The 13127-nt window shown below is 52.7% G+C and carries 13 protein-coding genes; 7 read left to right on the forward strand and 6 right to left on the reverse strand.

The features are described from left to right. Window positions 1-86 precede the first annotated feature (86 nt). The 5 genes from D9A02_RS14960 to D9A02_RS14980 all read right to left on the reverse strand — a co-directional run bounded on the left by D9A02_RS14960 (window position 87) and on the right by D9A02_RS14980 (window position 3438). Window positions 87-1043: a D-glycerate dehydrogenase gene (locus D9A02_RS14960; protein WP_120501708.1), complete on the reverse strand. Its 957-nt coding sequence runs from the start codon at window positions 1041-1043 to the stop codon at window positions 87-89. Beyond that, the gene (locus D9A02_RS14965; protein WP_120501709.1) at window positions 1040-1378 is read right to left on the reverse strand and encodes a tRNA-binding protein; all 339 of its coding nucleotides are present in this window, start codon (window positions 1376-1378) and stop codon (window positions 1040-1042) included. The genes D9A02_RS14960 and D9A02_RS14965 overlap by 4 nt, the downstream gene beginning before the upstream one ends. Beyond that, window positions 1371-2186, reverse strand: a complete 816-nt coding sequence (gene proC / locus D9A02_RS14970; RefSeq protein ID WP_120502558.1) for a pyrroline-5-carboxylate reductase — start codon at window positions 2184-2186, stop codon at window positions 1371-1373. Before proC ends, D9A02_RS14965 begins: the two co-directional genes overlap by 8 nt. 36 nt (window positions 2187-2222) lie before the next feature. Beyond that, window positions 2223-2723 carry a YbjN domain-containing protein gene (locus D9A02_RS14975; protein WP_120501710.1) on the reverse strand — a complete coding sequence of 167 codons (501 nt, stop codon included), beginning with the start codon at window positions 2721-2723 and terminating at the stop codon, window positions 2223-2225. A 469-nt stretch (window positions 2724-3192) separates the two neighbouring features. Beyond that, window positions 3193-3438 carry an accessory factor UbiK family protein gene (locus tag D9A02_RS14980; RefSeq protein WP_120501711.1) on the reverse strand — a complete coding sequence of 82 codons (246 nt, stop codon included), beginning with the start codon at window positions 3436-3438 and terminating at the stop codon, window positions 3193-3195. A gap of 93 nt (window positions 3439-3531) precedes the next feature. On the opposite strand from D9A02_RS14980, the gene lgt reads away from it, so the two are divergent. The 4 genes from lgt (at window position 3532) to D9A02_RS15000 (ending at window position 7703) form a co-directional block, all read left to right on the forward strand. After that, complete coding sequence (gene lgt / locus D9A02_RS14985) at window positions 3532-4422, forward strand: prolipoprotein diacylglyceryl transferase (RefSeq protein WP_120502559.1); 891 nt, start codon at window positions 3532-3534, stop codon at window positions 4420-4422. Next, window positions 4419-5483 (forward strand): class I SAM-dependent methyltransferase, encoded by a 1065-nt coding sequence (locus D9A02_RS14990; RefSeq protein WP_120501712.1) that lies wholly within the window; start codon window positions 4419-4421, stop codon window positions 5481-5483. Before lgt ends, D9A02_RS14990 begins: the two co-directional genes overlap by 4 nt. Beyond that, window positions 5480-6235: a peptidoglycan editing factor PgeF gene (gene pgeF, locus D9A02_RS14995; RefSeq protein WP_120501713.1), complete on the forward strand. Its 756-nt coding sequence runs from the start codon at window positions 5480-5482 to the stop codon at window positions 6233-6235. Before D9A02_RS14990 ends, pgeF begins: the two co-directional genes overlap by 4 nt. Window positions 6236-6908: 673 nt before the next feature. Beyond that, on the forward strand, window positions 6909-7703 hold the full coding sequence (locus D9A02_RS15000) for a Hint domain-containing protein (protein WP_162933088.1): 795 nt from the start codon (window positions 6909-6911) through the stop codon (window positions 7701-7703). 2 nt (window positions 7704-7705) lie between these two features. Here the strand turns inward: D9A02_RS15000 and D9A02_RS15005 are convergent, their stop codons facing one another. Continuing rightward, entirely contained in the window at window positions 7706-8206 is a 501-nt protein-coding gene (locus D9A02_RS15005; RefSeq protein ID WP_120501715.1) for an Lrp/AsnC family transcriptional regulator, read from the reverse strand. Between the two features lie 245 nt (window positions 8207-8451). On the opposite strand from D9A02_RS15005, the gene D9A02_RS15010 reads away from it, so the two are divergent. The 3 genes from D9A02_RS15010 to D9A02_RS15020 all read left to right on the forward strand — a co-directional run bounded on the left by D9A02_RS15010 (window position 8452) and on the right by D9A02_RS15020 (window position 12968). Next, window positions 8452-9450, forward strand: a complete 999-nt coding sequence (locus D9A02_RS15010) for a glycosyltransferase family 2 protein (RefSeq protein ID WP_120501716.1) — start codon at window positions 8452-8454, stop codon at window positions 9448-9450. 124 nt (window positions 9451-9574) lie between these two features. Further along, window positions 9575-10855 (forward strand): O-acetylhomoserine aminocarboxypropyltransferase/cysteine synthase family protein, encoded by a 1281-nt coding sequence (locus D9A02_RS15015; RefSeq protein ID WP_120501717.1) that lies wholly within the window; start codon window positions 9575-9577, stop codon window positions 10853-10855. A 133-nt stretch (window positions 10856-10988) separates the two neighbouring features. After that, window positions 10989-12968 (forward strand): hypothetical protein, encoded by a 1980-nt coding sequence (locus tag D9A02_RS15020; RefSeq protein WP_120501718.1) that lies wholly within the window; start codon window positions 10989-10991, stop codon window positions 12966-12968. The last annotated feature ends 159 nt before the right edge of the window (window positions 12969-13127 follow it).

Consider the following 13127-nt stretch of genomic DNA (forward strand, 5'->3'; position numbering starts at 1 on the left):
AATTTTTGGGGCAGATCGCAGGAGATCCCCATCAGATCAAGCGAAACGCTACGACAATTGCCAAAGATAATGCCATTGGCACCTCTTCAGGCAATCAAATTAGGTGGTACGTCCCCACTCAGGGCCGCACGCAGGTTCTCAAGGGCCATCAACCCCATTTCCTCGCGCACATCCAATGCAGCGGTTCCAAGGTGCGGCAACAAGGTTACATTCTCCATGGCTTTCAAAGCATCAGGCACAATTGGCTCACGCTCATAAACATCCAACCCCGCACCGGCGATGCGGCCCTTTTCCAATGCTGAAATAAGTGCCTTTTCCTGAACAATATCGCCACGTGCAACATTGATCAGATAGGCCTGTGGTTTCATCGCCTGAAAGACCTCTGCTCCAATCAGATGGCGGGTCTCTTTTTCGGCGGGCACAGTCACAACCAAAAAATCCACCTGCTCAGCCAATTCTGTCAACTCGTCTACTCGGGTCGCAGGAAAGTCCATCTCTTTGGCAGAGCGAGTGAAATATTTCACCTGCATTCCAAAGCCGAAATGACAACGACGCGCCACTGCTTGACCAATGCGTCCCATGCCAACGATGCCAACAGTACTACCACTAACGTGCTGTCCCAGCATCTGCGTTGGGTTCCAACCCTCCCACTGACCAGAGCGTACCAATCGGTCCCCTTCTCCTGCGCGGCGGGCACACATCAACATCAAGGTCAGCGCCAGATCAGCCGTGGCGTCAGTCACTGCACCTGGCGTATTTGTCACCATAACCCCAGCATTCTGCGCCGCCTGCACGTCGATATGATTATATCCAACGCCAAAGTTCGCCAGCACTTTGCATCGAGGTTGATCCGCATCGCGAAACACTTCGGCGGAAAAGGTATCGCCCAAAGTTGGCAACACCCCATCATATAGCGCAAGCGCCGCGCGCATTTGGCCAATTTTCAACGGAACGGTTTCGGTACGTATTTCCACTTCGAAATATTCACGAGCCTTTTCCACAACGGCGTTTGGCAAAGGGCGGGTCAAATATACGCGTTTCAATGCATTCGTTCTCCGTTGGGAACCGCCTGATCTGGGCCAAACAATACGATGTTGCCACCGTCATCTGACAGACCCAACACGAGGACCTCCGACATAACGGGCCCAATCTGGCGTGGTGGGAAATTGGTCACGGCCATCACCTGCTTTCCGATCAGTTTTTCAGGCGTATAATGCGCCGTAATCTGAGCTGATGACTTCTTCTCGCCGATATCCACACCGAAATTGATCCAAAGCTTGATGGCCGGTTTGCGCGCTTCGGGAAACGGCTCAGCCCTGACGATGGTGCCAACCCGAATATCGACCTTCAGAAAATCGTCAAAGCTGATATCAGCCATCGCGCAGCTCCTTAGAGCGGTCTGTTGCCGCCGCCACGGTCCGTACCATCAACTCCGGAAGGCCGGATGGTTTTTGCATCAAAACCTCCAACCCAGCCTGTGTCGTGCCATTCGGGCTGGTAACATTCACCCGCAACTGCGAAGGTGTTTGATCAGCTTGTTCGGCCAAAGCACCTGCACCTGCAACTGTGGCCTTCGCCAACTGCATCGCCAGTTCGCTAGACAACCCCTGCGCTTCACCTGCGGCGGCCATACATTCGATCATGTGAAAGACATAAGCAGGACCTGATCCGCTTACCCCAGTAACCGCATCCATCTGGCCTTCATTATCCAGTCGCACCACCTGACCCACAGCCTGCAACAAGCCTTCGGCAAGAGCGACATGATCATCTGATGCATACGCATTCCCAACAATCGCAGTTATTCCTTTACCCACAGCGGCAGGTGTATTTGGCATCGCGCGAACAATGGGGCTTTGCGCCCCCAGCGCGTCCTCAAATGCAGAGATTGTTGTGCCCGCGGCAACCGATACAAAGAGTGTCGAGCCATTGCCCATCGCCGCAATTGTGGGCAAGGCATCGCCCATCATCTGCGGTTTGACCGCAATCAGCACGATCGCCGGTGATTTGGGGACTTCAACATTGATATGAACGCCGGTGACCTGCAACCAGTCAGAAGGCATGGGATCAAGTACCCAAACAGATTCTGATGGCAACCCACCTGTCAGCCAGCCATCCAGCATAGCCGACCCCATTTTACCACAGCCAAGTAATACCAGCCCGCCTGTGGCCACATCCGTTATATTCATTTTTGCCCCCGGATCATTCATCCATGGGGCACATTCTTACGCACGCCCAAAGGCCTCTGCAATGGCGACTTGCATAGCGTCACTTGGACTGCGATCGCCCCAAATTGCCAATTGAAACGCAGGGTAGAATCGCTCTGCATTCATCACTGCCGAATTGATCAGGGTATTGATCTGATCCGGGCTGACATTTTGCGCCCCGGCCATAACCAGACCATAGCGGTAAACCATCAACTTTTGCTCGCGCCAATAGGTAAAGGCTCCCGACCAGCACTGATCATTCACATCGTTCAGCATCTGATACAAAACAGGAAGCTTCTCGCTAGGTGGCTCCATCTCAAACGTACAGACCATACGCAATGTTTCGTCATATCCCGACCATGCTAACGTAATAGAATATGTACGCCACTGGCCTTCCACGGCCATCGCGATCTGATCATCTGCGATCCGGTCGAACTCCCAGTCGTAGTGTTCGGCCAGATGTTCGACGATATCTATTGGGTGAAGATCTTCTTGCAAGAACTGCTCGGACAATGCCATTGCGCCACCTCATTTTGCTGTAGCGTTCGGGGCATGGCAGCGCCCCAAGCGCTAGGTGCCTGCTCTATAAACAGCGGAGAATTCCCCTGCCTATACTAGATATGGTGGAATGTTTCTTGCGACCTGTAAAGCAATTTGTTGTGGATAACCGCAATAAGTTGTGGATGAATTGAACTTTACCGCAAGATAAAGCAACTCTTGCCCCTCATGTTGAAACTGAAGGTTCTTGATCAAGACAGTCTATCAACCTGTTGGGAAAAATAGGTTTACCCTGCCTCATACGACAAAAAAATTGACGTCGAATACGCTCCACAATCTCTCATGCGCAAAGTGCTTGGGTTCCGTAAAGCTGATCTGGGGCAAAACATGGCTCACCGCCATATCACCACAGGCATTCTTGAAGCGATTAAACGCTGTTCTCTTGAGAGCAGATAAGAAGGGTATTTAAAACGATCCGCTAGCCAGTAATTTATTGGCCTTTCGCTTCCAACGCATCAAGGCGCGCTTTCAGGGCTTCGTTTTCCTCACGCGCTTTTTGCGCCATGGCCCGAACTGCATCAAATTCTTCGCGAGTGACAAAATCCCGGTCAGCCAACCAGCGATCAATCATCGATTTCATCGCGGTTTCGGCCTCATCTTTGGCCCCCTGCGCCACGCCCATAGCGTTGGTCATCAGTTGCGATATATCGTCCAGAACCTTGTTGCGGGTTTGCATTGCTCTCTCCGGTGTTACATGTGCTCTCTATATGGCATCAAAAGCGCGGTGGGCAAGGTTGACTCCGCTATAAGCACAGGCAAAGACACGCATATGCAGGCAATTATCCAATTCCCCGACATCTCACCCGAGATTTTCACCATTCCCCTGTTCGGAATGGAGTTCTCATTGCGCTGGTATGCGCTGTCTTACATCGCAGGCATCCTGATCGGTTGGCGAATCATCGTACACACCCTGCGCAGCCCCAACCTGTGGCCGGGCGGCAGCGCGCCGATCACTGAAAAACAGCTCGAGGATTTGCTAACCTGGGTTATCTTGGGTGTTATTCTGGGCGGCCGCCTTGGATTTATCCTGTTTTACCAACCGGGTTATTATCTCTCAAATCCCACGCAAATCCTATACGTCTGGCAAGGCGGGATGTCCTTCCACGGCGGCTTATTAGGCGTCATTCTGGCGTGTTTCTTATTTTCCAGACGGCAAAACATCCCGTTCTGGACCCTTGCAGATGCGCTTTGCATGGTAACCCCTGTGGGCCTGCTGCTGGGTCGCATTGCCAATTTCATCAACGCCGAACTTTGGGGTCGCCCAACCGACCTGCCTTGGGGGGTGATTTTCCCCGGTGCCGCAGCACAAGATTGCCCCGGCATTGTGCCCGGCCTTTGTGCTCGCCACCCCTCACAACTCTACGAGGCCCTGCTTGAAGGTCTGATTCTGGGGGCAATTCTGCTCTATCTGGCTTACCGCCGTGGCGGATTGCGCTTCCCTGGTCGTCTGACTGGGGTTTTCTTTATCGGGTATGGGCTGGCACGGTTTCTGGTCGAATTGGTACGCCAACCCGATGCGCAGTTTATCTCTGAGGGCAACCCTTTAGGTCTCGCATTTCACATCAGCGGCATTGGCCTGACCATGGGTCAGACCTTGTCGATCCCGATGATCATCTTTGGTATCGTCGTTATTGTGACCTCTCGCAGGCGGGCCGCGTGACACGACTCAAAGATATCCTGATTGCCCGGATCGACGACACAGGGCCAATGACGCTGGCCGACTATATGAACGTCTGCCTTATGCATCCTGAGCATGGGTATTACGCCACACGCGACCCCTTGGGTGCGGGCGGCGATTTCATCACGGCACCTGAAGTCAGTCAGATGTTTGGCGAGTTGATCGGCCTTTCACTTGCGCAGGCTTGGTTGGATCAAGGGGCACCCAACCCGTTTACCCTTGCCGAGGCCGGCCCAGGTCGAGGCACACTAATGGCTGACATCCTGCGCGTCACATCGATAGTACCGGGATTTCATGCCGCATTAAAACTGCATTTGATCGAAACCTCCCCTACCCTACGCGCCAAACAACAAACCACCATTGGCAGAAGCGACATCAACTGGCATGCCACGTTCCACACCCTGCCTCAGCAGCCATTGTTTTTTGTTGCCAATGAATTTTTTGACGCACTGCCAATCCGCCAATTCAAGCGAGACGGTGCAAATTGGCGCGAACATCTCATCGGCGCGAAAAACGAGGCCCTATATTCAAAGTGGTCGCAACCGCTTCTGATACCCGCGTTGGAATACCGTCTCTCAGACACCCACGATGGTGTCATCGTTGAGTTGTCCGAGAACATCGCTACCTGTGCAACACAACTTGGTGGCTTGATCAACACTCATGGCGGCACTGCATTGATCATCGATTATGGCGACTGGCGCTCGTTGGGGGATACATTTCAGGCCGTCGCAAAACACGAACCCGCCAACCCGTTTTCTAGACCCGGTGATGCTGACTTGACCGCGCATGTCGATTTTGAGGCGCTTACCATAGCCGCAGCACCTGCAAAACATAGCCGCCTGACCCCGCAAGGCGTATTTCTCGAACGCCTAGGCATCACGCAAAGAGCAGAGCAACTGTCTGCAAATCTGATCGGCGATGCGTTAAACGCGCATATTAAAGCATATCAACGCTTGACCAGCCCGGTTGAAATGGGGACGCTCTTTAAGGTGATTGCCCTTTATCCCGACGGGGTGACACCCCCACCCGGAGTAGAGCCATGACTCTTGAGATCCTGACCTCTGATAGCCTTGCCCCACTGCGCCACGGTTTCTTCACCCGTAAAGGCGGCGCATCTTCAGGTGTATTTGCGGGATTGAACTGCGGTCAGGGGTCCTCGGATCAAGATGACATTGTCACCGTAAACCGCGCTCGTGTTGCCGCGGCGATGGGCGTAGAGCTGTCAAATCTCACAACACTTTACCAAGTCCACTCAGCCACGGTTGAAGTGATCGATGCTCCCCTGACCAACAGGCCCAAGGCCGATGCTATGGTCACGGCTACGCCCGGCTTAACGCTTGGAATCCTAACCGCAGATTGTCAGCCCGTGCTCTTTGCCGATCCGCAGGCCGGCGTCATTGGGGCCGCCCATGCCGGATGGCGCGGGGCCGTTGATGGCGTGCTTGAGGCCACGATTGACGCGATGGAAACTTTGGGGGCAAAACGCGATCAGATCACCGCCGTCATTGGACCTTCAATCAGCCAGGCCGCCTACGAGGTTGGGCCCGAATTTTTTGAAACCTTTATAGATAATGATCCCCAAAACAGTCGCTTTTTCACTAATGGCAAAAACGGCCATTACCAGTTCGACCTAACTGGCTTTGGCTTGCACCGCCTGCGAGAATCCGGCGTTGCTCACGCGGAATGGATCCGACATTGCACCTATTCTGATCCTGATCGGTTTTATTCTTATCGCCGTGCAACACACGCCAAAGAAGCCGATTACGGCAGGCTTATCTCTGCCATAAGACTCTGAGATTAATGCTGCAAACTCACGGCATTAATCTCATCAGGTCTGGTGTCGAAACGGTAGTCGGCAGGAAAAACCAGCGTGCGATTGCAGGCATTCTGTCATCTGTTTCAGCGCCTATTTTGCGTGGTATCAATGTGTGTGACGGCAACACATAATCGCCGCATTCCCAGGTGTCACATTCCAGAAACACCCTTCAAACACACCTATTACCAAAACAAATCAATACCTTAATAAAACGCACCTCAGCAAAACATATATCTATCATTCTATCCACATCACGTTGGAAAGCCCGATCTTTACGCCATCAGTGACACAGATTGGCCCCAAAGTTTTTGCAAACTTTTCAAGTCAGTAAACTGTAATTCTCAGAGTCGGCCTCAAAGGAACCGTGACATGAAATGCCATCGGAGGACACCGGCCAACCAAAGCCCGCATAGATTTCGGGGCAGATCTCCTCTTTTGTGCCAGACCTCTTATGCCTCCCCGGGGCGTCTTGGTTTTACAATGGCGCTGACGTTACTAAGGGCTGAATGCGAATAATGATATTACTCTTACTTCAAAACCTGTTCATCGCATTGCACCAAGCTGTTGCGCAAAACGTATGTGCACCTACTTCTTTGGTCAGATGCCCGGTGATGTCCGGGCAGCATGCTAAGACATGGGAGGGCTACCGCCCATGACGATGACTCCTTACACAACGAACATGCCGCGCAACGCGCTGGCAATAAAAAAACGCCGCGACTCACTTACAGATCTCAAGCAGCAACCAGAGCGCCGCTCTTTATTGATGCGCAAATATCATAGTGTTTACCTGTCTGATGACGGTGAAATCCGCCATTCTGATCAAATTGCCCCGGCTCTGCCTTTGTTTGAGTCCGCGTTTTCCGCCTTTGCCCGCGGTACACTGATCGAAACAGAGAACGGGCAATTCGCCATCGAAGACCTAGAGCCAGGAATGAATGTCCTGTGCCCCGGCGGCAAAAAGTCCGAAATCATTTGGATCGGATCTATGACAATTGTGCCCGGTGCGGGGCCAAGCGGATACAAGTGTTCAAGCCTGACCCGTGTTATGGCCCATGCCCTTGGCATGAACCGTCCCGGTCATGATCTCATATTCGGCCCAGGCGCCCGCATGCTGACCCGCCCCACCGGTGTACAAGAAGAATCAAAAGACAATCGACTACTGACACCCGTCAATGATTTGTCGGATGGCGACAATATCATCAGCATTCTGCCCCCACGACCAGTTGAAGTGTATCACCTATGTCTGAGCAATCACACCTTGCTCAGCGCGTCAGGTCTGGAGGTCGAAAGTTTCCATCCCGGTCCCCGGTTTGAATCAACGCTTGGGGGCAATATGCTGTCACTGTTCATGTCGCTGTTTCCACATGTTGATCACCCTGAAGATTTTGGGCCTCTGAAGATACAACGGCTACCAATTCTTTCCGCAAATGGAACAGAGGTCGCCTGATTTCAGGCGGATTTGCTGAGACGTTCTTCCAGTATATCAAACGGCACACCCGGTTCGTCCTTGGCCCCACGGATCACAAGTGATGTTTTGACGCTTGCCACATTCTCCGCAGCAGTTAGCTGCTCTGTCAGGAATCGCTGAAAGGTGCTGAGGTCAGGTGCCGCGCATTTCAGAATAAAGTCCACCTCGCCGTTAAGCATATGGCATTCACGTACCAACGGCCAACTGCGGCAACGCTCCTCAAAAATACTCAGATCTGCTTCCGCCTGACTTTGCAGGCCCACCATGGCAAAAACCTGAACCTCAAAACCCAACTCACGCGCATCAACATCTGCATGATAGCCTTTGATGTAACCGGTTTCTTCCAACGTACGCACACGGCGCAAACACGGTGGCGCCGAAATGCCTACGCGCTTAGCCAACTCCACATTTGTCATCCGGCCGTCGGCTTGCAATTCAGCCAAAATCTTGCGGTCAATCGGGTCAAGTCGGGTTGTTGGCATTCGGTCACTCCAGATTTGAGATTTGATACACCACGAGACGGACTGACGCAATATTATTTCAAACGCGCGTAACTTTATTAACCTTAATCTCTTCCGACCACACCACATGCATCGGGCACCCCATAGCTTTGGCCCCATAAAGCCCCCAAAAGATGTCCCGTTCTATCAATCTGGCCCTTCTGCCTGCCGCCCGCGCAGGCTATAGTCGCCCGGTCCAAGCAACGAATAATACAGGTAAGTGCTAGATGGCCGCGCGCGAACAGTTTCCATTCAATATCGTGATCGTTGGACAGGGTGGGCGCCTGCAGTACGAAGCCGTGATTTTTGCGGCCTCGTTGCGTACGCAGTCCCCCAGATTTGGCGGGAAACTATTTGTCGCAGAGCCGCAAAAAGGCTCAAGATGGCCCAAAGACCCCACAATACGCGGTGATGAGACGCGTCAGTTGCTCAATGATCTTGGCGCCGAAATTATTCCATTCGAATCAAAGCATTTTGGCCAAGACTATCCGCAAGGAAACAAGATAGAGGCACTCTTCGCGCTCCCCAAAGGCGAGCCCTTCGTGTTCTTCGATACGGATACGTTAGTTCTTGATGATCTAGGACAAGTTCCATTTGATTTTAGCCGCCCCAGCGCGTCACTCAAACGGGAAAATACCTGGCCAGAGATACAGCTCTACGGTCCCGGATATACGGCCACGTGGAAATCACTCTATGATAAATTCGACCTCGACTTCGAAAGCTCTTTGGATCCGGAGTATCCCGATGAATTCTGGCGCAGGTATCTTTATTTCAATGCAGGCTTTTTCTATTACAAATGCCCGCATCAATTTGGTCAGAAATTTCTGGATTACGCATTAACCATTCGTAACGACCCCCCCAAGGAACTGGTATGCCAGTCATTTGACCCTTGGTTGGATCAGGTTGCCCTGCCTCTTGTGATTCATGCCCTTGGGGGTGGTCGTGACGCTCTCCCCTCGGGCTATCTGGATGGTGATACTACCTGCCATTACCGCATGCTGCCGCTACTTTATGCCCGCGAGACAGACCGTGTTATCAACGTGCTTGAAGAGGTCACATCCCCCAACCGCATCAAAAAAATCCTTAAAAACTATGATGCGATGAAGTTCATGATCTACCATGGTCGTGGGCGTAAGGTACGTGACCTGTTTGATCGCAACAATCTGCCCCGCAAGGAACAGGCCATTCGCAATACCATAAAACGTAATGGGTTCTGGATGCGTTAATGCGCGCGCTCAACAGCCAATTTCACATTCGCTGAATACTGATAACATACTGGTGCTCTTCTCAGTTGTGACTGCAAAACATATCCCCTAGTGTTTCCGAAAATATTTCGCAGGAGGAACACCAATGGCCTATGGCTTTGATACATTGCAAATTCATGCGGGTGCACGCCCGGATCCGGCAACTGGTGCCCGGCAAACCCCGATCTATCAAAGCACTGCCTATGTGTTTCGCGATGCCGAACATGCCGCTGCGCTTTTTAACCTGCAAGAAGTTGGCTACATCTACTCACGCCTGACCAATCCCACTGTGGCCGTTTTGCAGGAACGTGTTGCCACGCTTGAGGGTGGTGTCGGCGCTGTATGCTGTTCTTCTGGTCACGCGGCGCAGATTATGGCGCTCTTCCCACTAATGGCACCTGGTCGCAACGTGGTGGTGTCGACCCGGCTTTATGGCGGATCTGTCACTCAATTCAGCCAGACGATTAAGCGTTTCGGGTGGTCAGCCACATTTGTCGACTTTGATGACACTGATGCGATAAAAGCCGCGATTGATGACGACACTCGCGCCATATTCTGTGAATCCATCGCCAACCCCGGCGGTTACATCACTGACCTTCCTACCATTGCTAAAATCGCCGATGCCGCGGGCCTGCCCTTGATTGTCGACAACACCAGCGCCAGCCCCTACTTGTGTCGCCCCATCGAACATGGTGCGACATTGGTTGTACACTCGCTGACCAAATACCTGACAGGCAACGGCACCGTCACCGGCGGAGTTGTAGTTGATTCAGGTAAATTCGATTGGTCCGCCTCGGATAAATTCCCATCCTTGTCAGCCCCCGAAGAGGCCTATCACGGCCTGAAGTTTCACGAAACATTCGGCCCATTGGCCTTTACCTTCCACGGCATTGCCATCGGCCTACGCGATCTGGGTATGACCCTAAACCCACAAGCCGCGCATTATACGCTCATGGGAACCGAAACGCTTTCTTTGCGGATGCAGCGCCACGTCGAAAACGCCCAAATCATTACAGAGTGGCTGGAAAAAGATGAGCGAGTAGAAGAAGTTACCTACGCAGGTCTCAAATCCTCACCCTATCATGATCGGGTTGCCAAGGTCTGTCCCAAAGGTGCTGGCGGGTTGTTCACCGTTGCTCTCAAAGGCGGCTATGACGCCTGTGTAAAACTGGTCGACAGCCTTGAGCTTTTCAGTCACGTAGCCAACCTCGGTGACACGCGATCTTTGATCATTCACTCGGCCTCAACCACACACCGCCAGCTCACTCCAGAGCAACAGACAGCAGCTGGAGCGGGCCCCAATGTTGTACGAATTTCCATCGGCATCGAAGATGCGGATGACCTCATTGCCGATCTTGATCAAGCGCTGGCTAAAGCCACGGCCTAATCCCCTCACCCCTGCCATCTGCGTTTTCTCGCCGGTGGCAGGGCTTTTACTTTGCCTTGACGAAAAGCTGGTGTAAAATTGATCCGGTGGAGAATTCCGCCATTGATTTCAAGTCCCTGAATAAGCGCTCCCAATGAAGCCCAATTTTACCCTTTCGCTCTCGCTGAATGGAATTTGCCTGACCCATCTTTCCGATGGGGAACAGGAAATTGTGGGTACCGTTTCGCTTGATAGTAAATTCCTCGCAAGTGAACTTGCCAACCTGCGAGAGACCGCACAGGGCGTGAGCACAGATACAATTGCCACCAGATTGATTGTACCCAACGATCAGATTCGTTATCTTTCCACGGATCCTCACGGCGCGTCAGAAACAGACCTGACTGAGATCGCGCGCCAGACCCTGACGGGTGCGACGCCCTATGCAATTTATGATCTGGCCTATGATTATTGCATCGATGCCGGTGTCTTACGCATCGCAGCAGTGGCGCGTGAAACTCTGCTGGAGGCCGAAAATTTCGCAATCGAACATGGGTTTAATCCGGTTGAATTTGGGGCAGAACCAGACAGCAACGACTTCAGAGGAAGCCCCAATTTCGGACCGACCCGACAGGCCATGCAGCTTGGCAAAGATACGGGCGAGACTAAAGTAAAGCAATCTGCACCCGAAAAAGTCGAAGTAATTGAATTTCACAGCGCGCGCGTATCCGTTTCGAATGATAAAAGTGAAGTGGTCAAAGACGTTGCAACCTCGCAGCATGCTGCGCTTGATGTTTCAGACAGCAAATCTAGCCCCAGCGCATCAATGGAAGTTAAGCCTACCCTTACCTCTCCTCGCGCCGATATCCCAACTGCAACCCCCACTATAGCAGAGAGCCTGCAACCTGCGGTGCGCCGCAAACCGCGCAATATAGCGCTGATCACAGCGGGCATCGTTGGCCTTGTTCTGGTCAATTTGGCAATCTGGCCGCCACTTTTCTCCGATGATGATCAGGTCGAACAGATCGTGCAGACCGAGACACACGACATTGCAGCACTGCCCGATGAATACACCGGTGATACATCGCCGGTTGACATTGACCCCCCGCGTCAGAGCATTGTTCGCCCTCAAGAGCTCACCTCTGACGAGGCACGGGTACGCTATGCCGCGACCGGTGTTTGGCAAAAAGCCCCTCTGCCCCCACGCTCACCTGAGTTATCTGGCTTGGAGGACTTTTATCAAACCTCACTTGATCCCAAAGTCATATCATCAGACGCGGTGGCCCTGCCTGCAGCCGCCTATTTGCAAACCGATTTGCACCCAGACAGCAGCACACTTTCCTCCGGCACCGGTATAACGTTTGAATTTGATGATCGCGGGCTGGTGATTGCCTCAGATTACGGGACGCTATCGCCACAAGGCGTTATCGTTTATTCAGGTAGGCCGACCGCAAACCAACCGGCTTGGCCGAAACGTCATATTGTCGGGCAACCCAAAGAAATTGATGCACCTTTTGCCGGCCTGCGCCTTGCTAATCTGCGCCCTCGCGCCCGTCCCGATGACTTGAGCGATGGTGTCGAGCGCAACACCCTCAATGGGCGAACCTTGTCCGAGTTGGCTGCTTTTCGCCCAAAGCTAAGGCCCAAGGCAGTTGAAGAGCGCGCAATAGCGACTATATCACCCGGCGCGAACCCTGAAACCATTGACACTGCCGTTGCCGCTGCAATTCAATCAAGCGCCCCGGACCTGACCCCGACGGAAGAAGCCGTGACAGCCTCGATCATGCCCAAACTGCGCCCCCAGAATCTGGAGAAGGCCGCCCGCAGCCAGAAAGCCACAGCCGCGGCGCAGCCCGTCAGTACGGCACAAAAAGTGACACCACGTTTACCCACTTCAGCCTCAGTCACCCGCCAAGCCACACAGACCAACGCCATCAAATTGCGACAGGTTAACCTAATCGGTGTTTATGGTACGCCGTCAAAACGACGTGCGCTGGTACGTTTGGCAAATGGCAAGTACCGCAAAGTCACAGTCGGTGACCGGTTGGATGGCGGCAAGGTTTCAGCTATTGGTAAAAGCGATTTGCGCTACGTCAAAAAGGGCCGGAATATCGTTCTTGAAATGCCAAAAGGCTGATTATCCGCAGACCTGAAATATTAACTGGCGAAAATACGCATTCAAGATTTGCGCTTGTGTCATAAATCACGCACAATATGCATGTATGCACGACTTAATTTCTCGCCCCCCGCTGTCACGGCCTGATTTCGATCAGGTCTTAATCACACACCCAACCCT

It is taken from the genome of Roseovarius sp. EL26 (assembly GCF_900327775.1).
GTDB lineage: Bacteria > Pseudomonadota > Alphaproteobacteria > Rhodobacterales > Rhodobacteraceae > Roseovarius.